The following is a 25,162-nucleotide window of genomic DNA, read 5'->3' on the forward strand; positions in this document are numbered from 1 at the left end:
GTCAGCGCTTGAAGACGTTCTTGGCCTTCTCGCTCGCGTCCTTGGCCTTGTCCTTGGCCCGGTCGGCCTTGTCCTTGGCATCGGCCTTGGCCTGGTCCGCCTTGCCCTCGGCCTCCTTGCCGCGGTCCCCCGCGGCCTTGCCGTAGGCCTCCTTGGCCTTGCCGGCGGCGTCGTCGAAGTGCTTGCCCATGTTTTCTGCCCCCTCCTCCGAGCGCATTGCTCTCGGAGATTTCGGACCGAAACCCGGTATCTGCGCCAAGGGATGGCCAGATGAGTTCCGAACTAAACACACCATATACACACTGTACGTAGCTACCAAGATACTTTGAGTAACGAATCGCTGGTCAGAAGAGGAGAGAGTCTTTCCCATCCCGCCTCCACGGGCACGACACACCCCTGCGTCGCGGGAAAACGAAAAGGGCGCCCCGGAAGGCGCCCCTGAGTCCGAAAAGCGGTCCCGCCCGGCGATCCGCCGGGGAGGCCGTGTCCCCGGCGTCAGCCGAAGACGACCGTCTTCCCCCCGTTGAGGAGGACCCGGCGCTGCGCGTGCCAGTTGACCGCGCGTGCCAGCGCCACCGACTCCAGGTCCCGGCCGATCGCGGTGAGCTGCTCCGGACTGTGCGTGTGGTCCACCCGGGACACCTCCTGCTCGATGATGGGCCCCTCGTCCAGGTCGGCGGTGACGTAGTGGGCCGTCGCACCGATCAGCTTGACCCCGCGCGTGTGGGCCTGGTGGTAGGGGCGCGCACCCTTGAAACTCGGCAGGAAGGAGTGGTGGATGTTGATGATCCGACCGGACATCTTGGTGCACAGCTGCTCGGAGAGCACCTGCATGTAGCGGGCCAGGACGACCAGGCCCACGTCGTAGGAGTCCACCAGCTCCAGGAGCCGCGTCTCCTGCTCCGGCTTGTTCCCCGCGGTGACCGGCAGGTGGTGGAAGTCCACGCCGTAGGAGTCCGCGAGGAACCCCAGGTCCGGGTGGTTGGACACCACGGCGGCGATGTCGGCGTCCAGGAGCCCGCTGCGCTGGCGGTAGAGGAGGTCGTTGAGGCAGTGGCCGAACTTGGACACCATGACGATCATGCGCGGGCGCACGTCGCGGGGGTTGAGCGTCCACTCGACGAACGCCTCGCCCGCATCGGACCCGAAGTCCCCCGCCAGCGCAGCGAACGCCCCGCGCAGCACGTCCTCGCCGACCGGCCCGTCGCCGCCCCGCTCCGCCACGAACTGCATCCGCAGGAAGAACCGGCCCGTGTAGTGGTCGCCGTACTGCTGACTCTCGGTGATGTTGCAACCGTGGTCGGACAGCAGGTTGGCCACTGCCGCGACGATGCCCCTGCTGTCGGGACACGAAAGGGTCAGGACGTACTCGCGCTCACTCATGGGAAAGAACCATTCCTGGGGTCGGACCGGCTGATCAGCCGTGACGCCCCAGGATATCGACCCGGGCCGCCCGGCGGAGCGGTTCCGGGGCGTCGTCCCGGCCACAGGGTTCACCGAACCGTTCACCACCGGGAATATGAAACACATTCATGTTCTGGCATCCTCGGACGCATGACAAGCCTGCGTGAGAAGTACGAGGCCGCGACGCGCGAACTCCAAGCCCCCTTCGCCATGGTCGACCTGGCCGCCTTCCGCGCCAACGCGGCCGACCTCACCCGCCGGGCCCACGGCAAGCCCGTCCGCATCGCCAGCAAGTCCGTGCGCAGCCGTGCCCTGCTCCGCACCGCCCTCTCCCTCCCCGGCTACGCGGGGATCATGGCCTTCACCCTCCCCGAGGCGCTCTGGCTGGCCGAGGGCGACTCCGAGGGCCCCTTGGACGACGACATCCTCGTGGCCTACCCCACCGTCGACCGGGAGTCCCTCACCCGGCTCGCGGGGGACCCCGACGCCGCCCGGACCGTCACCGTCATGGTCGACGACACCGCCCACCTGGACCTGATCAGCGCCGCCGTGGCCGACGCGGCCGCCTCCGGCGCGCGCGGAGCCGGGGCCCCGCCCGTCCGCGTCTGCCTGGACATCGACACCAGCTGGCAGCCCCTCGGCTCCCGCGCCCGCATCGGCTCCTTCCGCTCCCCCGTGCGCACCCCCGCACAGGCGGCGGCGCTCGCCCGCGCCGTCGTCGAGCGGCCCGGGCTGGAGCTGGCCGGGATCATGGCCTACGAGGGGCAGATCGCCGGGGTGGGCGACGCCCCTCCCGGGCGCCCCCTGTACGCGCGCGTCCTGCGCGCCGTCCAGCGAAGATCGGCGGTCGAGCTCGCCCGGCGCCGAGCCGCCGTCGTGCGGGCGGTGGGCGCCGTCGCCGACCTGCGCTTCGTCAACGGCGGCGGCACCGGCAGCCTCCACACCACCGGCCGGGAGAAGGCCGTCACCGAGCTCACGGCGGGGTCCGGCCTCTTCCACCCGCACCTGTTCGACCACTACCGGGCCTTCCGCGGCCGCCCCGCCGCCCTCTTCGCGCTCCCCGTCGTGCGCCGCCCCGCCCCGGGCGTGGTGACCGCCCTCGGGGGCGGCTACCCCGCCTCCGGGCCCGTCGACCCCCACCGGGCGCCCACCCCCCACCTCCCCGAAGGACTGTCCTACACGGCCAACGAGGGAGCGGGAGAGGTGCAGACCCCCCTCGTCGGCGCCGCGGCCGACGGCCTCGCCGTCGGCGACCGCGTGTGGATGCGCCACGCCAAGGCGGGCGAGCTCTGCGAGCGCTTCGACACCCTGCACCTGGTCGACTCCGACACCGGCGAGTACGTCGGCGCCGTCCCCACCTACCGGGGCGAGGGCCGGACCTTCCTCTGAGCCGGGCGGCGGCCCGGGCTCCGGGCCGCGCCACCGGCACCCGCGGAGCGGCCCGGAGCCGGCGGGGTCCGCCGTCCCCGCGCGCCCGCCACGGGGGCTGCCCCCGGTCCGCCGGGCCGGAGCCGCCTGAACACAGGACCGCCCGTACGACGAGGGGCCCGTGCGCCGAGCGCACGGGCCCCTCCCACCGGTTCCGCTACCCGCGGCGGCGGACCGCCCAGGCCACCACGCCCACGGCGATCACCGCGCCCACGCCGACCGCGAGGATCAGCGCCTCCGGGGGCAGCCGGCGGCGCGACTGGTAGGTGGTCACGACCTCGTCATCGCCCTTGATGACGATGCTGCCCTCCTCGGGGGCCACGAGGTGGCTCTCCACACGCACAGCGCCTCCGCCGACCACGAGGGCGCGTGCCTCGTCGACGATCCGTGCGCCGCGTTCGCGGGCCCTCCCGATCTGTCTACGGGCGATGTTGGCAGGCCGGGCCTGCTCACTCAGCTCGTCCAGGGTCTCCGCCAGCCGCCGCTGTTCGCGGGTGATCTCGGCCTGGATCTCAGCCGGGGTCTGGCGCGGTTCGGTGTCGCGTCCCGTCATGGGGCTCCGCCTCTCTCCACTGGCGCAGGGTCGTCTGAGAGCCCGAGTCCGAGTCCGAGCCGGAGTCCCGGCTCTCCTCCGCGCCGTCGGACGGACCGGAGAATCTCAGCGCGCCGTCGATTCCGTCGACCACGCGGAAGAAGTCCCGCGTGGACAACCACAGTTTATAGATGATGGCTATCTCGAAGGCGAGAAGCAAAACGCCCGCGGCGGCGGTGATCCAGCCGATCAGCGACGTGGCGCCGAGGACCGCGACGGCCAGGGGAGCCACCACGAACACCGCCAGCTGGAACTCGATACCGCCCACCAGGTGCGTCCTGATGCGCCTGGCGTTGAGCGCCGACCAGAAGCGCTGGTACCAGGGGAAGCGGGAGCGGAACTCCTGGTGGAGGTCCACCTTGGGCAGCGTCAGGTCCGGCTGCTTGCCCGCCGTGCGGTGGTTGCGCGCCTCCCGCTCGTTCTGGCTGTGCAGTATCTGCTCCAGCACGCCGATGCCGTGGCGGAGCACCGCCTGCTCTCCGCCGTCGCTCATCGTGCGTCCGCCGCCGCCGGTGGCCGAGGCCGTGTCGTCGTCCTCGGGCTCCAGCATCGACAGGGTCGCACGGGCCCTCTCCAGCGCGGCCGCCAGGTGCGAGCGCATCTCCCTGCGCACCTTGTAGACCTGCAGGGCGTTGAGGTACCGGAGCATGTCCAGGAAGACGACGGCCAGGGCCAGCCACACGAACCACACCGGGTTGGAGTCAGGGGCGACCTCCTCGGACACGACGTACTGCCCGCCCATGAGGGCGACCGCGCACACCAGCACCCGGAACCGGTCGGACACGTAGTCCATCCACGACCCGAACAGGGACTCCGAACCGGTGAGCCGCGCCAGCTTGCCGTCCACGCAGTCCACGAGGAAGCACAGGATGTACAGGACCGCGCCCAGGGCCAGGAACTGCCGGTAGCCCAGGGCGAAGCAGACCGCCGCGCCGAGCCCCAGGAAGAGCGCGACCACCGTGAGCTGGTTGGGCGTGATCGAGGTCCGGTTGGCGACCAGGCGGACGAGCCGGACCGCGACCGGGTCCACGAGGGAGACCGTGAGCCAGGAGTCGCGCTCCTTGAGCGTGCGCTCCCTGACCTCGTCGAGTGTGAATCCAGGCATCGTCGCCAATACTCCCCAACACGAAGCGGATGTGTTCCGGCCCGGAGGCCGTGCCGACCACCACCGGATGGGCGTGGCGCCCGGGTGCGCGAAGGGCGTCACCAGCGGGTCGACCGAAAGCACGAGTGCGGTCAACAATAGGTGATCGAACCGCTGGTCACCCCCAAAGCGGATGAACCGAACCGGAATCGCAACCGAAGCCGGTAAACCCAGCCTGACACAGGTGAAGAAGCGCCGCTCCCCGGGGCACCCCGCGCGCTCGCTACGGTAGGAGCAGTGAGCGGGCGGGGCCCCACCGCCCCGCCGACGAGCAGATGGGAACACCACGTGAGCGACCCGATCCGCCTGGCGCCCGGCGACCAGGCCCCCGACTTCACCCTCGACGACGCCGACGGCAAGCCCGTCACCCTCAGCGAGGTGCTGGCCTCCACCGGGCAGCGCGTCGTCCTGTACTTCTACCCGGCGGCGATGACCCCCGGGTGCACCACCCAGGCCTGCGACTTCCGCGACAACCTCCGCGAGTTCGGCTCGGCGGGCCTCACCGTCCTGGGCGTCTCCCCCGACACGACCGACAAGCTGGCCGCGTTCCGGGAGAAGGAGGGCCTGACGTTCACCCTCCTCGGCGACCCCGGCAAGGAGACCCTGCGCGCCTACGGCGCCTTCGGCGAGAAGAAGAACTACGGCCGCACGGTCCAGGGCGTCATCCGCTCCACCGTCGTCGTCGGCGCCGACGGCAAGGTGGAGAAGGCCTTCTACAACGTGAAGGCCACCGGGCACGTCGACCGCCTCAAGAAGGAACTCGGCGTCTGACCCTCCGGCCTCCGGCGGCCCGGCCTGGCCCGGCCCTGCGGGGCCTGGCGGCCGGGTCCGCCCGCGTCCCCGGTACAGTTGTCCCGACGGGGCCGTAGTCCAACCGGCAGGAGACGACAGCTTTAGGTGCTGTACAGTGCGGGTTCGAATCCCGCCGGCCCTACGAGGTGGTATGCGCCGGTCGGTGGGCTCCGCCCACCCTCCGCACGACCCGCGACACCCCGGGGGACACCCCCCACCCCGAACCGCAGGCGGTATGCGCCGGTCGATGGGCCCCGCCCGCCTCCTGCGCACGACCCGCAACACCCCGGGGGACACCCCCCACCCCGAACCGCAGGCGGTATGCGCCGGTCGGTGGGCCCCGCCCACCTCCTGCGCACCGCGGTCCCGCACGGCGGGCCCCGGCGCCGAACCCCGCCACGGGCACAGGACCGGTGAGGACGGGGGCGTCGGGCCGCGACGGCCGCTCCCGCGGCCGGCCCGCTAGCGGCCGAGCAGGGCCCAGAGCACGACGGCCAGCAGGAGCACCACGCCGAGGGCGACGCCGGCGAACACCGGCAGCATGCTCTTCTCCGCGTGCCGGCCCGAACTCGTCAGCCCCAGCGTGTCCGTGGACTCGCGGATCGACGTCATGATCGAGTTCATCGCCTCGGGGCTGTTGCGCAGCCGCTCGTTGATGGACTCCGCCAGGACGTGGGCGCCCGCCTTGAAGTGCTCGCGGGCCGACTCCCGGTCCTGTTCGTCCCCGCCGCCCTCGCCGGGACGCGGCTCGGCCGGACGGGCCCCGGAGGCGGCCGTCTCCACGCTGGTCTCGGGCGCCCACGGGGCCAGGGCCGCGATCCGCAGCATCTTGGTGGCGTTCTCCGCGGTCAGCCGCTCGCCGGGCTCGACGCGGAGCAGGCCGGCGAGCACCGGCGCGAGCGGGCCCGCGTTCGCGGCCTCCGCGGGCTCGTCCAGCTGCTCCTGGCGCAGGATCTTGATGTAGCCCTTGCGGTCGTAGGGAGGGTGGCCCTCCACCGCCGCGTACAGGGTGGCGCCCAGGGACCACAGGTCCGACTCCGGCCCGACCGGTCCGGCCTTGGCCCTCTCCGGCGGGATGTAGGCGGGAGAGCCGATGATGCGGCCCGACGCGCTCAGCGCCGACTCGCCGTTCCAGGCGGCCAGCCCGAAGTCGGTCAGCACCACGCGCCCGGCCTGGCTGATCATCACGTTCTCGGGCTTGACGTCGCGGTGGACGATCCCCTCGGTGTGCGCGACCTTGAGGGCGTCGATCAGCTGGAGCCCGATCTCCGCCACCCGCTGGTAGGGCAGCGCGCCGCCCACCTGGATCAGCTCCTCCAGGGTGGATGCCTCGACCAGCTCCATGACGATCCACGGCCGGTCGTCCTCGTCCACGACGTCCAGGACGGTGACCAGGCTCGGGTGGGTGAGGCGCCCGGCGACCCGGGCCTCACGCGTGGTGCGCTGGAGGAGGGACTCGCGCTCGGAGCGGCTCAGGTCGGCCGGGAGCCTGAGCTCCTTGACGGCGACCTCGCGGTCGATGACCAGGTCGACGGCGCGCCACACCGTGCCGACACCGCCCCTGGCGATCTCCGACACCAGCTGGTAGCGCCCTTTGAGCAGGCGCCCCTCAGGACCGGAGTCGCCCATACCGGCTACCTCCGGACCTTCGGAAGAGCGCGACGCCCGGGGCCGCTGTGTGTGAGGGTTGTCTAGGGAGGACACGGTTATCCACGGGTCCATTCACCGGCCATGGTGGCCTCCTGCGGAGCATTGCGGTCGCTGTCACCATGTAGGTGCACGGATCACTCGTTATACCAGCAGGACGCCGAGTCCACGCTGGTAGTTGCCATAACACTGGCACATAGGTTCGCTTTCGTTATGTCCGACGAAAACCTGCGCATGCCATGACCTGCCTCTCCTTTACCCGTCCTTGCCCCGGCCATGGGGCGGGCGTGCGGGCGCGACACGCCCGCACGCCCCGGATCAGGACCAGAGGGACTCCGGGTCGCGGACCTCGACGGGACCGATCCCGGTGTCGGTGAGCGGCTGCCGGAGGCGGTCCGCGTCGCCGACCACCACGACGACGGCCTCCTCCGGGTGCAGGTACTCGGTGGCGGCCGAGTCCAGGCTCTCCTTGGTCAGCCTCTCGTAGCCGGCCCGGTTGCGGTCCACGTGGTCGTCCGGCAGGTCGTGGACGACCATGTCGACCAGGGCCCCCGCGAGGGAGCGCGCCGTCGAGTAGCTGACGGGCAGGCCCACCGTGTTGGACTCGCGCACCGCGGTGAGCTCCTCCTCCGTGACGCCCGACTCCCGGAGCTCGGCGACCTGCTCCAGCGACGAGGTGACGGAGTGGGCGGTGGTGTCCGCCTCCACCTGGGTGGACATGAAGAACACGCCGCTGTCGCGTCGCAGGTCGAACCGGGATCCGGCGCCGTAGGTGTAGCCGAGGCGTTCGCGCAGCTCCATGTTGAGCCTGGACGTGAACATGCCGCCCAGCACCTCGCTGATGCCCTCGGCCCTGGGCAGGTCGACCTGCGAGCGGGACGGGGCGCGGTGCGCGATGACCAGGGCCGACTGGACGGAGCCGGGGCGGTCGACGATCAGGATGCGGGGCAGCTCGCCGGGCGGCGGCGCCGGGACGGAGGACTCGCGCTCCGGGACGGAGGCGGCGTCGCCGAACACCGTCTTGCCCAGCTCCTCCAGGTCGATCCCGTCGAGGTCGCCGACGACCACCAGGGTCCCGGCGACGGAGGCGATGGACTCGGCGTGGAAGGACGCCACGGTCTCCGGGGTGATGTCGGCCAGCCGGACCGGGCCTCCCCCGAGCGGGGTGGCGTAGCGGCCGGTGAACAGCTGGCCGCCGAGGCTGCGCATGGCCAGGGTCCCGGCCGTGGCGGCCTCCAGCCAGAACCGCTCCAGCAGCTGCTCGCGGCGGCGGACGACGTCGTCCGGGTTCAGGGCGGGGCGCCGAACCGCGTCCGCGAACAGGCGGACGGCCTCGTTGACGCGGTTGGCGGGGGCGTCCAGGCCGGTGATGAATCCGTCCCAGTTGACGCGGGACATCCACTCGGCGCCGTGGCGCTCCAGTGCGGGGGCCAGGGAGCTGTTGCCGTCGGGGCCGTCCTCCAGCACCTCGCTCGTGAGCACGTTGACGCCCATGGCGTCCAGCGGCTCCACGGCGCCCCCGTGGGGGTGCACGAGGCGGAGGGAGACCAGTCGCTGGCCGGGCACGTCGATGGCGACGACGGTGCCGCCCCCGACGGTGACCCGTTGGGGCTTCGGGAAGGAGTAGGACGCTACGGCACCGAGTGGCGGGCGGGTCTGCGGCATGCTCTGCGGCTCTTTCTGCGGCTTGCGGTGACAGGGCCAGGGGTGGCGGCGCGCCCTAGGAGGCGCCGGCGGCGTTCGCCTCGGCGTCCGCCTGGAGGGTCTCGGCCTCCGAGGACTCCTCAGGGTCGAAGCGGACGACGAGCAGGTTGTCGTCGACCAGCAGGCGCTCGGCGGCGGCCCGCACCTCCTCCGCGGTGATGTCGTCCCAGCGCCGGGGCCAGGTGTAGGCGAGCTCCGGGTCGTCGAACAGCTGCGTGCAGCTGCTGATGCTGTCGGCCAGCCCGGCAGGACTGGAGATGGACTGGAGGTGGTCGCGCTCCATGACGGCGCGGGCGCGCTCCAGCTCCTCCTCGGTCACGCCGGAGGCCAGCTTCGCGATCTCCTCGCGCACGGCCTCCTCCAGCACGTCGCCGTCGACGCCCTCGCGGGCGAGCATGTTCACCAGCAGGAGGCTGTCGGTGTAGCGGAAGGGCAGGATGTCGGCCGCGGCGCCGCCGTCGTCGGCGGCGATGGGGCGGTCCACCACCAGTGAGCGGTAGAGGCGGCTGCCCTGCCCCTGGCCGAGCACGGCCGAGGCCAGGTGCACGGCGTCGAACTCCCGCTCGCCGTACGGGGGGACGCGGTAACCGATGAACACCCCGGCGGCGGGCACCGTCTCGGTGACGGCGTCGCGCACCGGACCGCCCAGGGGCGCTCCCAGGGAGGCGTCGGGCGCCTCGGGGACGAAGTCCCTGGCGGGGATCGACCCGAAGTACTTCTCGACGCGGGCCAGGACGTCCTCGGGGTCGAGGTCGCTGACCACGGTGAGCACGCAGTTGTCCGGCCCGTAGTGGGCCTTGTGGAACGACTTGACGTAGTCGAGGTCGGCGGCGTCCAGGTCGGCCATGGAGCCGATGGTCGGGTGGTGGTACGGGTGGCCCTCGGGGTACGCCAGGCGCAGGATGCGCTCCAGGGCGGTGCCGTAGGGCTGGTTGTCGTAGCGCTGGCGGCGCTCGTTCTTGACGACGTCGCGCTGGTTGTCCAGGACCTCCTGGGTCATGCCGTCGCGCAGCGTCTCCAGGCGGTCCGCCTCCAGCCACAGCACCCGGTCCAGGGCGTGCTCGGGGACCGTCTCGTAGTAGTTCGTGCGGTCGCTCGACGTGGAGGCGTTGATGTCGCCGCCGAGCCGCTCGATCTCCTCGAAGTGCTCGCCCTTGGACACGTTGCCGCTGCCCTGGAACATGAGGTGCTCGAAGAGGTGCGCGAAACCGGTGCGCCCGGGGACCTCGTGCCGGGAACCCACGCCGTACCACAGGTTGACCGCGGTGACCTGGCCGGTGGAGGCCGCCGCCGTCACCAGGCGCAATCCGTTGTCGAGCGTGTACTGACCAACCCGTCCCGCCGCTCCGATGGTGGTCACCAGTGCTGCACCCCGCTTCGCGCTGTCGCCTGAACTGCCGTCGTCCGCGCGGCCGTGCGCCGCCCCGGACGTCCTCTGCCGTGACGAGTACGACCCTATGGCCTAACGGGACCCGGGGGACACTGGAACGGCGCAACCGGTGGCCGAATCCGGGACGGACGCGCCAGGTGTCAGCTCCGGTACTCGGTCGTGTCCATGGAGGCGGCCATCTGGTCGTAGACGGCGGAGTGCTGGGAGTCGGCGGACCAGACGTACAGGAGGACGTCGCTCGTGGGCAGGAACCACATGCGCACCTCGAAGGTGTCGTCGTTGGCGCAGGTGACGTCCCAGACGGAGTGGTGCGACTTGAGGGTGTCGGCGTGTTCGGTGAAGTCGGAGACCCGCAGCTCGGCGTCCTTGATCCCGATGTCGCCGGAGGCCGCGGTGTTGAGGCTGCGGCAGCGGTCGGTGTTGTCCGCCCAGCCGTCCGCCTTGCTGTGGGCCCCGCCCCTGGAGGGCCACTCCTGCGGGTGGTTCTCCGCCGCGTGCGCGGTCAGCTGCACCGACCCGTAGGCGCAGGCGGCCTGGCCGGGAGGGCTCGCGCACAGCGTGCCGCCCTGGTTCTGGACGTCCCAGCCGTCGGGGACGTCGATGGTGATGCCCTCGACCGTCTGGGGGGTGAAGCCCTCCGGGCCGGGCGGTTCGACCGCCGGGACCATGCCGCTCTCGCCGCGCTCCAGCTCGATCGCGGTGCCGCCCTCCTCCGCGCCGCCCGAGCAGGCGCCCAGTAGCAGGAGTGCGGAGGCCGCTACGGCCGTTCCCGCCCCGGCGCGCACGCCTCGCGCCCGATGCCGTCGCCCGTGGATGCCCGCCATGCGTCGTCCCTCTCCCGCGTCCCGTGGTCAGAACCCAGTCGACCATAGCGCCCCCGGCACACGGTGCGAACCCGAGGATCCCGGCACGTTCGCGACAACCGAGGCGCTGCCGGGACGGGCGAGGGAGTCGCTGGACAGCGGCCACTACGCTGGGGCCATGGTGGACCTCGCGAAGATCACAGAACCCTTGTCCCTCACCCGGTTCGGGCCGCGCCCCCGGGGGCCGCTGGTACTGGAGCTGGACCTGACGGAAGGGGTGGCCGACGAGGCCCCCGGGGACCCGATCAGCCAGATCGTGAACCGGCGCCGGCAGCACTACCTGGACATCGTCGAAGGCATCCGCCGCGGTGCGCGCGACCCGGGGGTGGCCGCGCTCCTGGTCCGCGTGGACGCCAGGTCGCTGGGGTTCGCGAAGGTCCAGGAGCTGCGCGACTGCGTCGCCGACTTCCGCGCCGCGGGCAAGACCGCCGTGGCCTGGGCAGACTCCTTCGGGGAGACGGGCGAGGGCAACCTCCCGTACTACCTCTCCTGCGCGTTCTCCCGCGTGGTCATGGCCCCCACGGGGGTGCTCGGGCTGACCGGCCTGATGATGCGCGTGACGTTCCTCAAGGGCGCCCTGGACAAACTGGGCGTGTCCTACGAGGTCGGCAGGCGCCACGAGTACAAGAACGCGCTGAACAGCGTCACCGAGACCGGTTTCACGGAGGCCCAGAGGGAGGCGTCCGGCCGCATCGTCTCGTCGCTGGGCGACCAGCTGGTGGAGGCGGTGTCCGAGGCGCGCGGCCTGCCCGAGGAGAAGGTGCGCGAGCTGGTCTCGCGCGGTCCGTTCATGCCCAAGGAGGCCCTGGACGCCGGCCTGGTCGACGGCCTGGCCTACCGGGACGAGGTGTACGCCGACCTCCTCGGCGAGGTCCGGTCGCAGGCGGACGGGGCCGGGGACGGCTCCGCCCCGGAGCCCTCGCTCCAGTTCGTCACCCGCTACCACCGCAAGCACACCCCGGCGCCCCGCCCCCGCGCGGCGGGCGGACCGGGGTACATCGCGCTGATCTCCGCGACCGGGGCCATCAGCCTGGGACGGACCCGGCGGTCCCCGCTGGGCGGCGGCACCGTCATGGGTTCGGACACCGTGACGGCGGCGTTCCGGGCCGCCCGCAAGGACCCGCAGGTCAAGGCGGTCGTGTTCCGGGTGGACAGCCAGGGAGGGTCGCCGACCGCCTCCGACGCGATCCGCCGCGAGTCCGAGCTGACCAGCCGGGCCGGCATCCCGGTGGTGTCGGCGATGGGCGACATCGCCGGTTCGGGCGGCTACTACGTGACGCTGGGCTCCGACGCGGTCGTCGCGCAGCCCGGCACCCTCACCGGGTCCATCGGCGTGATCACCGGCAAGCCGGTCCTGGGCGGGCTGCTGGAGCGGTTCGGCGTGACCAGCGACTCCGTGAGCACCGGGGAGCACGCGGGCATGTTCGACACCCGCAAGCCGTTCACCGAGTCCGAGTGGGAGCGGGTGAACGCGCTCCTCGACGAGATCTACGAGGACTTCACCGGCAAGGTCGCCGAGGCGCGCAAGATGACCCGCGAGCAGGTCCACGAGGTCGCCCGGGGACGGGTGTGGACCGGTCGCGACGCCAGGGAGCGGGGCCTGGTGGACGAGCTGGGCGGCCTGGAGACGGCCGTGCGCCTGGCCCGGGAGAAGGCGGGCGCCGGCCCCCTGCCCCTGCGCGCCTTCCCGCGCGCGCACCCGCTGGACCGGATCCGCCAGCACGAGTCCAGCGAGGACATGGCGGCCTCGCAGCCGCAGACGGTGCTCGGCGCGTGGGGCCCGCTCCAGCACGCGGCCGTGGCGATGGGGCTGCCCGCGGCCGGTCCGCTGACGATGCCCGACGTCTGGGACATCCGTTGACCGGTCCGTACCTGGACGCCATGGCGCTGCTGCCCGCCGGGGTCACCGTGGTGACCGTCGCCGACGGCCGGGACGACGTGGGCGCGACCGTCACCGCGTTCGGCTCGGTGTCGGCCGACCCGCCGATCGTGTGGGTGGGCGTGGGCGCCGAGGGCTACATGGCCGAGGTCATCGGGGCCGCCGGGGCGTTCGCCGTGAACGTTCTCGGCGCCGGACAGCGGGTGGTGGCGGGCCGCTTCTCGGCCGAGGGGCGCCCCAGCGCCAGACTCCTGGTGACGGACCAGCCCCACCACCGGGGCGGGCACACGCGCGCCATCGTGCTGGACGACGCGCTGGCCGCCCTGGAGTGCACGGTGCGGCAGCGCCTGGAGGTCGGCGACCACGTGGTGTACCTCGCCGACGTGGTGGGCCTGGCCGGTGTGCGGGGCGAGGGTCCGGCCCTGGTGCGCCGCTCCGGCCGCTACCACGCCCTGGACTGACCGGGGGGCCGTGCCGGGACCGGAGGGCTCCGGTCCCGGCACGGCGCTCACTCTCCGGCGATGAGCTCCCGGAAGTGGGCGTGCAGGTGCTCCGGCGAGGGTTCCAGCCCCGTGATCAGGCCGAACGCGTCACTGGCCTGGAAGACGGCCATGCCTCCGCCGCCCAGGGTCCGGCAGCCGCGCGCCTGCGCCGCGCGCAGCAGCTCGGTGCGGACGGGCCGGTAGACGACGTCGGCGACCCACAGGGACGGGCGCAGCAGACCGGGGTCCAGGGGGATCCCGGGGTGGTGCGCCATGCCCGTGGGCGTCGCGTGCACCAGGCCGTCGGCCCCGGCCAGGGCGGCTCCGAGCCCGTCCGTCCCCGCGGGACGGCAGACCGCCCCGGGGAACCGCTCCGCCAGACGGGCGGCGAGGGCCACGGCGCTCGTCCCGTCGACGTCGACCACGGCCAGCTCCCGCACACCGGACACCAGCAGGGCGTAGGCCACGGCCGCTCCCGCGCCGCCCGCCCCCAGCACCACGACCCGGTCCCCGGGCGCGTCCGGCAGCTCCTGCCGGAGCGACCGCGCGAACCCGGACCAGTCGGTGTTGTGCCCCACCGCTCCCCCGGCCCCGAACACGACGGTGTTGACGGCCCCCAGGGCCTCCGCCTCCGGGGAGAGCCCGTCGAGGGCCGGCAGCACGAGCCGCTTGCACGGGTGGGTGATGTTCAGCCCGTCGAAGCCGAGCCTGGACGCCGCCTCCACCAGGTAGCCGACCGAGCCCGGCTCCATGCCGAGCCGGTCGATGTCGATCGTCCGGTAGACGAGGCGGCGTCCCAGCCGCGCGGCCTCCCTCTCGTGCATGGGGGGTGTGAGCGACGGGCCGATCCCCGCGCCGATGAGCCCCGCGAGGAAGGACCGCCCCGGGGCGCCGTACGCGCCGCTCACCGGGAGCGCTCCGCCCGCTGCGCGGCCATGCGCACGGTGCCGTTGGCGGCCCCGTACCCCTGGTAGCCGCCGACGCGCTGGACCACCTCGAAGAACAGCCGCCCGTCCACGGTCGGCGTGTAGAAGTGCAGGAACTCGCCCTCCTCCGACCGGTCGTGGAGGATGCCGCCCTCGCGCATGCGCTCCCTGGTGTCGGGGCGCAGGTCGGTCCGGCAGGCGAGGTCGTCGTAGTAGTTGTCCGGGATGGCCAGGGGCGCGACCCCCGCCTCGCGCAGGGAGCGCGCGACGGCGAAGACGTCGTCGCAGCCCAGCGCGACGTGCTGGGCGCCTCCGCCCGTGTCCGCGTGCTCGCCGCCCAGGACGGACACGTGCAGGGCGACGCGCAGGGCGGACGCCGGGTCGGTGAGGGCCCGGCTGCGCACGAGTCCGTCGGGGGCGGCCATCTCGACGCTCGTGTCCGGGCGCAGGCCGAGCAGCGAGCGGTAGAACAGGGACGCCTCGTCGAAGTGGTCGAAGGGCTGGAGGAGCCCGACGTGGTCGATGCCGGTCAGCCGTGCCCCGCCCCCCTCCCGGTAGCCGTCGACGGGCGGGGCCGAGAAGTCCTCCAGCCACGGCTCGCCGTCGTCCGGATCGTCCGCGCAGAAGAAGACCGCGGTCCCGTCGGGCGCGGCGACCGCGCTGAGCGCGGACTCCGCCGGGTCGCGGCGGCGCGGCAGGGGAGGCGCCAGGAGCCGCTCCGCGCGGCGCATCGCGTTGGCGGGGTCGGGGACGGAGACGCCCAGGGCGGTCACGGAGGCGGCGCCGCTCCAGGTGTGCCCGAGCCGGGGGTCGCTGGAGTTGAGCAGGACGCGCGCGTCGCCGTTGCTCCACAGCTGCACCGGTTTGGAGCGGTGGTCCCGGGTGTGGGCGAAGCCGAGCGCGCCGAGCAGCACGCGCACGCGCTCCGCCGACGACGGCTCGGCCGCCACCTCCACGAAAGCGAACCCGGACGGGCGGACCGGTTCGGGCAGCCGGCGCAGCCGCACGGCCCCGCGCGCGCCCTCCCCCTCCGCCGCGGCGGGTTCCTCCCCCGCGGACCGGCTCAGCCCGTCCTCCAGCAGCGACAGGGACCGCAGGGCGTCCGCGGCCGTGCGCCGCGCGTCCGAGGCCCTGAACACGTCGTTGAAGACCTCCAGGGACAGCGGGCCCGTGTAGCCCGCGGCCAGGACGTGGCCGGTGAAGGCGGTGAGGTCGAACCCTCCCTGGCCGGGGAAGCAGCGGTAGTGGCGGCTCCACTGCAGCACGTCCATGGCCATGCGCGGCGCGTCCGCGAGCTGGAGGAAGAAGATCTTCTCCCCCGGGATGTCGCGGATCCCGGACGGGTCGCCGTCACGGGAGAGGATGTGGAAGCTGTCCAGGCAGACGCCGAGGGACGGGTGGTCCGCCTCCCGGACGAGGCGCCAGGCGTGTTCGTGGTCGTCGACCCGGGTTCCCCAGGCCAGTGCCTCGTAGGCCACGCGCACCCCGTACTCCGACGCCGTCTCGGCGAGCAGGCGCAGCTGGGCCGCGGCCCGGGCGTCGTCGTCCAGGGCCGCCGCCGTGGCGTTGGAGCACACGAGCACCGTGTCCGCGCCGAGTTCGACCATGAGGGCGAACTTGTCCCGGGCACGGCGCAGGTTGCGCCGGAACCGGTCGTCGTCCACCCCCTCGATGTCGCGCATGGGCTGGTAGAGGTCGATGCCCAGGCCGAGCGAGGCGGCGAGCGCCCGTATCCGCCGGGGCCTGAGCGGCGACGCTATGAGGTCGTTCTCGAAGATCTCGACGCCGTCGAAACCGGCCTCGGCCGCCGCCCGGAGCTTCTCCTCCAGCGTGCCGCTCAACGACACCGTGGCGATGGAACGCCGCATGTCCGTCTCCCCTGTCCTTCCGTGTTCCGTCCGGTCCGCGGCCGTCTACGACCCGGAGTGCAAGGACTCGTACAGGGCCCGCTGCCCCTCGTCGAGGTGCTCCGCGAAGTAGTCCCTGGACCTGGTGCGGAACGCGTCCACGTCGACGTCGTCCACGACCTCCATGGCTCCGTCGGCGGCCCACCGGTCGAGGATCTCGGCCTCCGACTCCTCGATGCAGGCGCGGTTCTCCTCCCGGACCGTGCTGACCGCCTCCTGGAGCGCCTCCTGCTGGCGTTCGTCCATGAGTTCCCAGCTCTGGCCGGAGACCACGATGAGCTGCGATCCGATCTGGTGGCTCGTGAGGCTGATGTGGCTCTGGACCTCGTCGAAGCTGTCGGCGGAGATCGTGGGGATCGGGTTCTCCTGGCCGTCGGCGGTCCCCTGCTGGAGGGCGAGGTAGACCTCCTCGAAGGCGACGGTGGTGGGGGTGGCGCCCATCGCCTCGGCGTTGGCCAGGTAGATCGGGGAGTCGGGGAACCGCATGCGCAGGCCGCTGAGGTCGCCGGGGGTGCGGATGGGCCGGTTCGCGGTGAAGTGCCGGTCGCCGAAGTACCAGACGTCGAGGATCCTGACGCCGGTCGCGGCCTCGAAGTCCGCCTTCAGCTGCTCGGACTCCTCGGAGTCGAAGTAGCCGAACATCTGGTCGACGTCGTCGAACGCGTAGGCCGCGTCGAGCACCCCGATCGGCTCGTACGCCGAGCCGAGCGCGGCGGAGCCCTGGACGTCCATGTCGATGTCGCCCGACATCACCGAGGTGAAGGTCTCGGTGTTGTTGCCGAGCTGGCTGTTGGGGAAGGTCTCGACCGTCACTCCGACGCCGGCGTCCGCGACGCGCTCGGCGACCAGGTCGAGACCGCAACGGGTGTGGGGGTGGTCCGCGGTGTAGCTGTTGGCGAAGGAGAGGGTGATCTCGCCGTCGGCGGCCTCGTCGGCGCCGCAGCCCGCGAGGGCGAGGACGGCGACGGGGACCAGGGCGGTCCAGCGGTGGGGGGTGCGCATGCGGTGCTCCCTGGGGGGTCGTGCCGCCGTACGGCGGCGGTGGTGGTGGCGGCGGTGTGTCGGGGCCGGCCCCGCTCCCCGGGGTGCGGGGCCGCGCAGGGGCGCGCCCCGGGGAGGCGCGGCTCAGAGGCCGAGGTACCGGGGCAGGAAGAGCACGAGGTCCGGCACGAAGGTGAGCAGGGCCAGGATGAGCAGCAGGGGCACGAGGAAGGGCGCCGTGCCGCGGAACACCTCGTGCATGGGGCTGCGGGTGGCCGAGCCGAGCACGAAGAGGACGCCTCCGATCGGCGGCGTGAGCAGCCCGATCATGAGGTTGACGATGACGATGATCCCGAAGTGGACGGGGTCGACCCCGAACTGCGCCGCGATGGGCAGCAGGACGGGCACGGTGATCATCAGTGCGGCGATGGGCTCCAGGACCGTGCCGAGGAGGATGAGCACGAGGTTCACCAGCAGCAGGAACACGATCGGGCTGTCGGTGAGCCCCAGCAGGAACGACGCGATGTCCTGCGGCACGCGTTCGCGGGCCAGGATCCAGCCGAGCAGGCCGGACGCGGCCAGGACGATCGCGATCGACGCGGTGGTCGTCGCGGTCTCCACGAGGATCCGCCACAGGGTGCGCGGGTCCAGCCGGCGGTAGAGGAGGCCGAGCGCGAGCACGTAGGCGGCGCCGACCGCCGCGGCCTCGGTGGGGGTGAAGAGCCCGCTCAGGATGCCGCCGAGCAGGATGAGGGGCGCGCCCAGCGGGCCGAGGACGCGTACGACCGCGGTGCGGACCTCGCCGGCGGTCGCCCGTTCGCCGGCCAGGTGCGGCTGCTTGCGCGCCCACAGGTGGACGGCGAGGGCGAGTCCGGCGGCCACGAGGAACGCCGGGACCACCGCCGCGGCGAACAGTGCGGCGGTGGAGACCGCGGCGACGGAGGCGTAGACGATCGCGGGGATGCTGGGCGGCATGATCGGGCTGATCAGGCTGGAGGCGGCGGTGAGCCCCAGGGCGAAGCGCTTGGGGTAGCCGCGGTCGGTCATCGCCGGGACGAGCATCTTGCCCATGCCCGCGACGTCGGCCAGGGCGGTGCCGCTCACCCACGAGAAGCCGACGCTGACACCGATGTTGACGTAGCCCAGGCTTCCCCGGAGGCGTCCCAGCAGGACCTGCGCGAAGCCGAAGATGCGGTCCGCGATACCGGTGTGGTTGGCGGCGACGCCCACCAGGATGAACAGGGGGATGGCCAGCAGCGGGAAGCTGTTGATCTCCTGCGTCGCGGTGCGCAGGCTCAGGCCGGTGGACTGGTCGGTCAGGAGCATGTACGCCAGGGACGGCCCGAGGATGGCGAAGGCGATCGGTACGCGCAGGGCCAGCAGGACGACGGTTCCCAGGAGGACGAGGCCGGCGCTCATCGGGTGGGCTCCTCGTGGTCGGTCGGTGCGGGGGGAGGGGTGCCGGGCGCGGGCGGCCCCGGGACGAGGATCGCGTTGGCCAGGGCGCGCAGCACGGCCACGGCGAGCCCGGCCATCGGGATCACGTAGGTCCAGGCCATCGGGATGCCCATCACCGGCGTGGTCTGCGGTCCGCCCGCGAACACGAGGTCGGCCGCGGCCGCGACGAGCAGGCCGCACGTCGCCGCGACGACGAGGTTGGCGAAGATCCACACGGCGCGCATCGCCCGGCCCCGGGCGACGAAGTCGACGAGCTTGAGGGTGATGTGCTCGTCGCGGCCGACGAGGTGTCCGACGAGGGAGAAGGCGAGCCAGACCAGGCCGAACCGGGCGAGCTCCCCCACCCAGACCCAGCTCTCACCGGGGACGTAGCGCTGGCCGGCCTGGATGAGCATCAGGACGAGGAGCATGGCCAGGAGCAGCGCGCCGAGGACGAGTTCCGCGGTCTCCAGCCATCGGACGGGTGCCGGGCGCGAGCCCGAGGGCCCGTCTCCGGACGTGCTGGGGGGATTGGTCATCCCGGGCTCCACTCGACAAACGGGGGGTTGCATACGCCCTGTTCAGAGACGTGCTCCTGGAGGCCGTACGTCGTGGTTGTGAACTCTAGGTTTCGGTCGTCGCGCATGGCAAGCGATTGCCAAAAGTTGCCGTCCGGCGTAGAAAGTCCCCATGAGCCCGGTCAGGAGAAGCACGGTCTACGACGTGGCACGGGAGGCGGGCGTGGCCGCGTCCACGGTGTCCCGCGCCTTCAGCGACCCGCGGCGGGTCAACGCGGTCACCCGCGAACACGTCCTCAACGTCGCCGAGCGCCTGGGCTACCGGCCCAACCCGCTGGCGAGCGCCCTCCAGTCCGGCCGCACGGCCACGATCGCGCTCCTGGTCCCCGACATCGCCAACCCGCACTTCTTCGGCACGATACGGGGCGCCGAGGCCCGGGCCAGCGCCTCGGGGATCACCTTCATCCTGGGCTACACCCAGGAGTCCGCGGACAACGAGCGCGAGCAGATCCTGCGGCTGGACCGCTCGGTGGACGGCTTCGTCCTCGCCTCCAGCCGGATGAGCGACGCGACCACCGTCGAACTGGCCCGGGAGCACAACATGGCCCTGGTCAACCGCCAGGTCGAGGGGCTGCCCAGCGCGATCGTCGACAACGGCGGCGGCAGCCGGCAGATCATCGACCACCTGGCCTCCCTCGGGCACCGGTCGGTGGTGTACCTCAGCGGGCCCGAGCAGTCGTGGCAGGCGAAGGAGCGGTGGAGGGGGCTGAGCGCGGCGGCGGGGCGGTGCGGCATGGCGGCGACACGCCTGGGCCCCTTCTCGCCCCGCGTGGCGGGCGGCGCCGCGGCGGCGGACGCCGCGCTGGTGTCGGGGGCGACGGCGTTCGTCGCCCACAACGACCTGCTGGCGATCGGCATGCTGCGCCGCCTGGCGGAGCGCGGGATCCGCGTGCCTCGGGACCGCAGCGTCGTGGGGTACGACGACATCTTCGGCGCGGACTTCTGCGTGCCGGCGCTGACCACGCTCGCGGGCCCCCACGAGGAGGCCGGGCGCGCGGGTGTGGAGCTGCTGCTGAACCGGGTCTCGCGGGCCGCCGCCGGGGAGGCCCCGCGGCAGGTGGTCCTCCCGGCGCACCTGGTGGTCCGCGACTCGACCGGCCCGGCGCCGGACTGACCGCGCGCCGTCCCGGAGGGCCGGCGCCGCCCGCGCGGCGGGGCCCGTGCCCGCGCGCGCACCGTCCCTCTCCGGGAAGGCGGGAGGGCGCCGGGCCCGGCGCGCCCTCGCACCGGTCCCGACGCCCTCCGTCACGCCCGGGGGTCCGCCGTCACGCCCGCGGACCGGCCGGAGGCACGGCGGGTGCGAGGGTGGCGTCGGCGTGGGCGGTGTGGGCCGCGGAGGGCCTCCTGACCTTCCGGTGTTGATCTCGACGATCCACGCCTATGTCGGAGGCCCTCACCTGCCGTCACATCGCTGCCGGACCGTATCCGACCTCTGTGGTCGGTACAGCTAGGCGAGCCCCTCCTCCTCCAGCCACTCCTGGGCGACGTCGGCGGCGTTCTCGTTCTGGACGACGACGCGCTCGTTGAGCGAGGTCAGGGCCTCCGTGGTGAGTGCCGCCGAGACCGCGTTCAGGGCGCCTCTGGCGGTCTCGTCGACCTGCTCGCCGTTGATCAGCGGGGTGATGTTCTGGGCGCCGAACAGGTTCTCGGGGTCCTCCAGGACCACGAGGTCCTCCACCGCGATCTGCGGGTCGGTGGTGAACAGGTTCGCGGCCTGGATGTCGCCGTCCAGGAGGGCCTGGGTCAGCAGGGCCACCTCCAGGGAGCGGAACTCGCCGAACTCGATGCCGTAGACGTCGGCCAGGCCCACCACGCCCTGCTGGCGGGTCTCGAACTCCGGCGGCCCCCCGAGGGTCAGCTCGCCGGCGACGCCGGCCAGGTCGGCGAGGGTGCTCAGGTCGTGCTCCTCGGCGGTCTCGGCGGTGACCGTCACCGAGTCCTTGTTCTCCGCGCTGGAGGAGTCCAGGATCTCCAGGCCCTCGGGGAGCGCCTCGGTGATGAGCGCGTTGGTCTCCTCGCTGTTCCCGCTGGGCGCCTCGTCGTCGAGGTAGGCCAGGGTGGCGCCGTTGTACTCCGGGAACACCGACAGGTTCCCGGACTCGATCTGGGAGTAGTACACCTCGCGGCTGCCGATGTTGAGCTGGTAGGTGACGTCCACCCCCTCGGCCTCCATGGCCCGGCCGTAGATCTCGGCGAGCAGGGTGCTCTCGGGGAAGTCGGCGGAGCCGATGACGACGGAGCCGGATTCGGCGCCGCCTCCTCCCTCCCCGTCCTCCGCGTAGGGGTCGCTGCCGCCGCAGGCGGTCATGAGCACCGCTGCGAGTGGGAGCCCGACGAGGGCGAGCCTCTTGTCCATGTCCGAACCTTCTCTTCTCTCAGTACTGCGTCAGCATGCGGCGCCCGAGACCGCCTAGCGCGCCGACGCGGCCTCGGCGCGCAGCCCGGGTGCGACGAGCAGCAGCCGCAACCCGGCGAACAGGAGTGTGGTGAGCACCGCGAGCAGCACCACCAGCACGGAACCCCCCAGCATCATCGTCAGGTCCTGGCGGGCCTGGCCGTCGACGATGTAGCGTCCGAGCCCGCCCACGCCCACGTACGCGGCGATGGTCGCGGTGGCGACCACCTGGACCGCCGCGGTGCGCATCCCGATGAGGATGAGCGGGGCGGCCACGGGCAGTTCGAGCTTGAACAGCACCTCGCGGCCGCGCATCCCCATGCCGAACGCCGCGTCGCGCAGGCGGGGCTCCACCCCGCGCACGCCCTCGTGGGTGTTGACCAGGATCGGCGGGACGGCCAGCGCCACCAGCGCGCAGACCACGGGGACGAGCCCGATCCCGGCCGCCAGGACGATGAGGAACAGGACGCCGATGGTCGGCAGGGCGCGGGCGAAGTTGGCGAGGCTCGCGGTGAGGAACCCGCCCACGCCGGTGTGCCCGGTGAGCAGTCCCAGGGGGACGGCGATGACGGCGGAGATCAGCAGGCCGAGCAGGCAGAAGTAGACGTGCTCGGCCATGCGCGCGGGGATGCCCGCGCTCCCGGTCCACTGCGCCGGATCGGCGAACCACGCGACCAGCTCGTTCAGGATGTCCATGGCTGCCTCTCCCCCGGCGTGGTGCGTTCCCCGGCCGGGGTTCCCGACCCGGCACGCGCGGCGGCCCCGGCGGACGCGCGGGCGACCGCCCTGCGTCCCCGGCCGCTCCTCCTGTCGTCCCGGCGGGCCCAGGGAGTGAGCCCGCGCTGGGCGAGCACGAGCAGGGCGTCGGTGACGAAGGCCAGCAGGACGGTGAGCAGGACGCCGACCACGATGGGCGCGTCGAACTGGCGGCGGAACCCCTCGCTGAGGATCAGCTGGCCCAGCCCTCCCAGACCCACCAGGGAGGCGACGCTGACCATGCTGATGGTGGCGACCGAGGCCACCCGGAGGCCGGCGATGACCACCGGCACCGCCACCGGCATCTCCACGAACACCAGGCGACGCAGCGGACTGAAGCCCATCGCCACGGCGGCCTGGCGCACGTGCTCCGGCACCTGGCGGAGCCCGTCCACCACGTTGGGCAGCAGGATCACCAGCGTGTACAGGGCGAGCGGCACGACGGCCGTCCAGTCGCTGAACCCGGTGTAGGGCAGCATCAGGAAGAACAGGGCGATGGACGGCACCGCGTAGAGCACGTTGACGCCGGTCAGCACCGGCGGGTACAGCGCCTTCCAGCGCACGCACGCCAGGCCCAGCGGCACGGCCACCGCGAGTCCGATGAGGATGGACAGGTAGGCCAGCCGCATGTGCTCGGTCAGGCGGGGCAGGATCCCCCGGTCCGGCTCACCCGGGTAGCTCCAGTTCGCCACGCCCCAGTCGAGGACGCCGACCGCCCACTCCCAGGCCCCGCCCATCACTCGGCCACCGACCACAGTGCGGTGCCCAGGTCGTCCTGGGTGACCACGCCGGCCACGCGCCCCTCGGAGTCCACGCCGACGGCGCGGCCGGCCGGGGAGAGCACGGCGGCGTCGAGGGCGGCGCGCAGGGAGTCCGCGCCGACGTCGAACGTGTGGCCGTAGGGTGCGAGGTCGAGCGAGCCGAGGGCGGCCCCGGCGGGGGCGCGGTCGAGCCGGTCCGCCGCGGCCCACCCCAGCGGCATGCGGTCGCCGTCGACGACCAGCACCCAGGGCTCGCCCTTGCCGCGTGCGACGGCGGCCGCCTCGGTCACCGGGGTGCCGTCGCCGAACACGACGTCCTCGCGCAGCGACAGGTCGCGTGCGGGGAAGAACGACAGCCGCCGCACGCCCCGGTCGTAGCCGACGAAGGACTCCACGAACGCGTCGCGGGGGGCGGCCAGCAGGTTCTCGGGGGTGTCGTACTGGGCGAGCCGGCCGCCGGGCCGGAAGACGGCGATGCGGTCGCCCAGGCGGACCGCCTCGTCGATGTCGTGGGTGACGAACACGATCGTCTTGTGCAGGTCGGCCTGGAGCCGCAGCAGCTCGTCCTGGAGGCTGGCGCGCACGACGGGGTCGACGGCGCTGAAGGGCTCGTCCATCAGGAGGATGGGCGGGTCCGCGGCCAGCGCGCGGGCCACGCCGACGCGCTGCTGCTGGCCCCCCGAGAGCTGGTGCGGGTAGCGCCCGGCCTGGGAGGGTTCGAGTCCGACCAGCTCCATGAGCTCGTCGGCCCGGGCCCGGGCCCGGGACCTGTTCCAGCCGAGCAGCAGCGGCACGGTCGCGATGTTGTCGCGGACGGTGCGGTGCGGGAAGAGCCCGGCCTGCTGGATGACGTAGCCGATGGATCTGCGCAGTTCGGCGGGGTCGCGGCCGCGGATGTCGTCGCCGTCGATGAGGACGGCGCCCCCGGTGGGCTCGACCATCCGGTTGATCATCCGCAGCGACGTGGTCTTGCCGCTTCCGGAGGGACCGACGAAGACCGTGGTCTGTCCGGTCTCCACGGTGAGGTCCAGGTCGTCGACGGCGACCGTGCCGTCGGGGTAGAGCTTGGCAGCGCCCTCGAATGTGATCATCGGCCGGGCTGTCTCCGTTCGGGGACCGGGGTGGTGGTGAGACGGCGGTGAGCAGGCCGTCCGCACGTTACCCGTGTGCAGGTGGATCAAACGGTATGGTCTCGGCCGTGACCCGACCGGGACCTCGTGTCCGCGGCGGGTGGCGTCGGCGGCGGGGCAGGGCGTCGCCGTCCCGGACGCGGCCGGGCCCGGGGGCGCCGGCGGGGCCTTCCGGGTCCGGACACGCGAACGGGCCGGGCCCGTTCGTGGGCCCGGCCCGTGGGCCGGTTCCGCGGTGGTGGCGGCTCAGTCCTGAGCGGCGATCCACGCGGCGAGCTGGTACAGGTCGTCCAGGACGGCGTCGGCCCGGGCCGCGTCGTCCATGGCCGAGTGGCGGTAGCCGTAGATGCCGCGGCGGAGCAGGACCGCGCGCATTCCGGCCTTGAGCGCGGGGACGACGTCGTTGTCGACGCGGTCCCCGACGTAGAGGATCTCGCCGGGCGTGATCCCGGGGCGGCTCCGGCCGGCGAGCTCCACGACCCGGTCGAAGAACTCGGGGGCGGGCTTGGCGACGCCCCAGTCGTCGGAGATGCCGATGCCGTCCACGCCCAGGTCCATGGCGGCCAGGGCGGGACCGGCCTCGGGCGGCTGGTTGCCCGCGACGACCAGGGAGAGCCCGGCGTCGCGCATGGTCGCGAAGGCCGGGCGCACGTCGGGGTAGAGGTCGCGCACGCCGAAGTGCTCGCGCTCGCCGCCGGGGTCCTCCGCCCGCCACCGGGCGCTCTCCCGCGCCAGGTCGAACCCGGGCACGAGGAGCCGGAAGCCCTCGGTGAGGGTCCCGCCCGAGGCGATGACACCGCCGATGGTGCCGAAGAACGCCATGTGCGGGATGCCGAAGCGGTCGGCCCAGCGCGCGAAGATGCGCGTCTCGTCGACGAGCGTCTCTCCGACGTCGAACACCACGGTACGAATTGTCACGGTCAGGGAGTCTACAAGCACCCCTGTACCGTTCCGGGGGCGGACGGA

General features: G+C 72.8%; 23 protein-coding genes and 1 tRNA gene. 6 read left to right on the forward strand and 18 right to left on the reverse strand.

Annotation, left to right across the window (positions count from 1 at the left end; genetic code table 11):
- Position 1 precedes the first annotated feature (1 nt).
- Both OUQ99_RS25165 and purU read right to left on the reverse strand, forming a co-directional pair.
- Positions 2-190 carry a CsbD family protein gene (locus OUQ99_RS25165; RefSeq protein ID WP_267946262.1) on the reverse strand — a complete coding sequence of 63 codons (189 nt, stop codon included), beginning with the start codon at positions 188-190 and terminating at the stop codon, positions 2-4.
- Between the two features lie 305 nt (positions 191-495).
- On the reverse strand, positions 496-1,383 hold the full coding sequence (gene purU, locus OUQ99_RS25170; protein WP_267946263.1) for a formyltetrahydrofolate deformylase: 888 nt from the start codon (positions 1,381-1,383) through the stop codon (positions 496-498).
- A 171-nt stretch (positions 1,384-1,554) separates the two neighbouring features.
- On the opposite strand from purU, the gene OUQ99_RS25175 reads away from it, so the two are divergent.
- Positions 1,555-2,793, forward strand: coding sequence for an alanine racemase (locus tag OUQ99_RS25175; protein WP_267946264.1), 1,239 nt, complete (start codon positions 1,555-1,557; stop codon positions 2,791-2,793).
- Between the two features lie 196 nt (positions 2,794-2,989).
- Here OUQ99_RS25175 and OUQ99_RS25180 read toward each other — a convergent pair whose 3' ends face one another.
- Positions 2,990-3,385, reverse strand: a complete 396-nt coding sequence (locus OUQ99_RS25180; RefSeq protein WP_267946265.1) for a DUF3618 domain-containing protein — start codon at positions 3,383-3,385, stop codon at positions 2,990-2,992.
- Complete coding sequence (locus OUQ99_RS25185) at positions 3,345-4,529, reverse strand: CDP-alcohol phosphatidyltransferase family protein (RefSeq protein ID WP_267946266.1); 1,185 nt, start codon at positions 4,527-4,529, stop codon at positions 3,345-3,347. The genes OUQ99_RS25180 and OUQ99_RS25185 overlap by 41 nt, the downstream gene beginning before the upstream one ends.
- 327 nt (positions 4,530-4,856) lie before the next feature.
- Between OUQ99_RS25185 and bcp the strand changes: the two genes are divergently transcribed.
- Both bcp and OUQ99_RS25195 read left to right on the forward strand, forming a co-directional pair.
- A complete protein-coding gene (gene bcp / locus OUQ99_RS25190) occupies positions 4,857-5,339 on the forward strand; it encodes a thioredoxin-dependent thiol peroxidase (protein WP_267946267.1) in 483 nt (160 codons plus the stop codon).
- Between the two features lie 88 nt (positions 5,340-5,427).
- Positions 5,428-5,502: transfer RNA gene (locus OUQ99_RS25195), tRNA-Leu, on the forward strand.
- Between the two features lie 320 nt (positions 5,503-5,822).
- Here the strand turns inward: OUQ99_RS25195 and OUQ99_RS25200 are convergent.
- The 4 genes from OUQ99_RS25200 to OUQ99_RS25215 all read right to left on the reverse strand — a co-directional run bounded on the left by OUQ99_RS25200 (position 5,823) and on the right by OUQ99_RS25215 (position 10,925).
- The gene (locus OUQ99_RS25200; protein ID WP_267946268.1) at positions 5,823-6,989 is read right to left on the reverse strand and encodes a serine/threonine-protein kinase; all 1,167 of its coding nucleotides are present in this window, start codon (positions 6,987-6,989) and stop codon (positions 5,823-5,825) included.
- A gap of 336 nt (positions 6,990-7,325) precedes the next feature.
- Complete coding sequence (locus tag OUQ99_RS25205; RefSeq protein ID WP_267946269.1) at positions 7,326-8,672, reverse strand: M16 family metallopeptidase; 1,347 nt, start codon at positions 8,670-8,672, stop codon at positions 7,326-7,328.
- 55 nt (positions 8,673-8,727) lie between these two features.
- Positions 8,728-10,071, reverse strand: coding sequence for a M16 family metallopeptidase (locus OUQ99_RS25210; protein WP_267946270.1), 1,344 nt, complete (start codon positions 10,069-10,071; stop codon positions 8,728-8,730).
- 170 nt (positions 10,072-10,241) lie between these two features.
- The gene (locus OUQ99_RS25215; RefSeq protein ID WP_267946271.1) at positions 10,242-10,925 is read right to left on the reverse strand and encodes a hypothetical protein; all 684 of its coding nucleotides are present in this window, start codon (positions 10,923-10,925) and stop codon (positions 10,242-10,244) included.
- Between the two features lie 157 nt (positions 10,926-11,082).
- On the opposite strand from OUQ99_RS25215, the gene sppA reads away from it, so the two are divergent.
- Together sppA and OUQ99_RS25225 are read left to right on the forward strand one after the other, a co-directional pair.
- Positions 11,083-12,825: a signal peptide peptidase SppA gene (gene sppA, locus OUQ99_RS25220; protein ID WP_267946272.1), complete on the forward strand. Its 1,743-nt coding sequence runs from the start codon at positions 11,083-11,085 to the stop codon at positions 12,823-12,825.
- Between the two features lie 20 nt (positions 12,826-12,845).
- The gene (locus tag OUQ99_RS25225) at positions 12,846-13,304 is read left to right on the forward strand and encodes a flavin reductase family protein (RefSeq protein WP_267950490.1); all 459 of its coding nucleotides are present in this window, start codon (positions 12,846-12,848) and stop codon (positions 13,302-13,304) included.
- Between the two features lie 47 nt (positions 13,305-13,351).
- On the opposite strand, the gene OUQ99_RS25230 is transcribed toward OUQ99_RS25225, so the two are convergent.
- From OUQ99_RS25230 to OUQ99_RS25250, 5 genes are all read right to left on the reverse strand, one after another.
- Positions 13,352-14,233, reverse strand: coding sequence for a shikimate dehydrogenase (locus tag OUQ99_RS25230; RefSeq protein ID WP_267946273.1), 882 nt, complete (start codon positions 14,231-14,233; stop codon positions 13,352-13,354).
- Positions 14,230-16,119 carry a bifunctional sugar phosphate isomerase/epimerase/4-hydroxyphenylpyruvate dioxygenase family protein gene (locus OUQ99_RS25235; RefSeq protein ID WP_267946274.1) on the reverse strand — a complete coding sequence of 630 codons (1,890 nt, stop codon included), beginning with the start codon at positions 16,117-16,119 and terminating at the stop codon, positions 14,230-14,232. The genes OUQ99_RS25230 and OUQ99_RS25235 overlap by 4 nt, the downstream gene beginning before the upstream one ends.
- Before the next feature lie 45 nt (positions 16,120-16,164).
- Positions 16,165-17,160: a DctP family TRAP transporter solute-binding subunit gene (locus tag OUQ99_RS25240; protein WP_267946275.1), complete on the reverse strand. Its 996-nt coding sequence runs from the start codon at positions 17,158-17,160 to the stop codon at positions 16,165-16,167.
- 123 nt (positions 17,161-17,283) lie between these two features.
- Complete coding sequence (locus OUQ99_RS25245) at positions 17,284-18,558, reverse strand: TRAP transporter large permease (protein ID WP_267946276.1); 1,275 nt, start codon at positions 18,556-18,558, stop codon at positions 17,284-17,286.
- The gene (locus OUQ99_RS25250; protein WP_267946277.1) at positions 18,555-19,115 is read right to left on the reverse strand and encodes a TRAP transporter small permease; all 561 of its coding nucleotides are present in this window, start codon (positions 19,113-19,115) and stop codon (positions 18,555-18,557) included. The genes OUQ99_RS25245 and OUQ99_RS25250 overlap by 4 nt, the downstream gene beginning before the upstream one ends.
- Before the next feature lie 151 nt (positions 19,116-19,266).
- Here OUQ99_RS25250 and OUQ99_RS25255 point away from each other — a divergent pair, with 151 nt between their 5' ends.
- Positions 19,267-20,268, forward strand: coding sequence for a LacI family DNA-binding transcriptional regulator (locus OUQ99_RS25255; RefSeq protein WP_267946278.1), 1,002 nt, complete (start codon positions 19,267-19,269; stop codon positions 20,266-20,268).
- Between the two features lie 333 nt (positions 20,269-20,601).
- On the opposite strand, the gene OUQ99_RS25260 is transcribed toward OUQ99_RS25255, so the two are convergent.
- The 5 genes from OUQ99_RS25260 to OUQ99_RS25280 form a co-directional block, all read right to left on the reverse strand.
- Complete coding sequence (locus tag OUQ99_RS25260) at positions 20,602-21,510, reverse strand: ABC transporter substrate-binding protein (protein WP_267946279.1); 909 nt, start codon at positions 21,508-21,510, stop codon at positions 20,602-20,604.
- 54 nt (positions 21,511-21,564) lie between these two features.
- The gene (locus OUQ99_RS25265; RefSeq protein ID WP_267946280.1) at positions 21,565-22,245 is read right to left on the reverse strand and encodes an ABC transporter permease; all 681 of its coding nucleotides are present in this window, start codon (positions 22,243-22,245) and stop codon (positions 21,565-21,567) included.
- Positions 22,233-23,042, reverse strand: coding sequence for an ABC transporter permease (locus OUQ99_RS25270; protein WP_267946281.1), 810 nt, complete (start codon positions 23,040-23,042; stop codon positions 22,233-22,235). Before OUQ99_RS25270 ends, OUQ99_RS25265 begins: the two co-directional genes overlap by 13 nt.
- Positions 23,042-24,157, reverse strand: coding sequence for an ABC transporter ATP-binding protein (locus OUQ99_RS25275; protein ID WP_267946282.1), 1,116 nt, complete (start codon positions 24,155-24,157; stop codon positions 23,042-23,044). The genes OUQ99_RS25270 and OUQ99_RS25275 overlap by 1 nt, the downstream gene beginning before the upstream one ends.
- 285 nt (positions 24,158-24,442) lie before the next feature.
- Positions 24,443-25,114 carry an HAD family hydrolase gene (locus tag OUQ99_RS25280; protein ID WP_267946283.1) on the reverse strand — a complete coding sequence of 224 codons (672 nt, stop codon included), beginning with the start codon at positions 25,112-25,114 and terminating at the stop codon, positions 24,443-24,445.
- Between the last annotated feature and the right edge of the window lie 48 nt (positions 25,115-25,162).

The organism is Streptomonospora nanhaiensis, assembly GCF_026642255.1.
GTDB classification, from domain to species: domain Bacteria; phylum Actinomycetota; class Actinomycetes; order Streptosporangiales; family Streptosporangiaceae; genus Nocardiopsis; species Nocardiopsis tropica.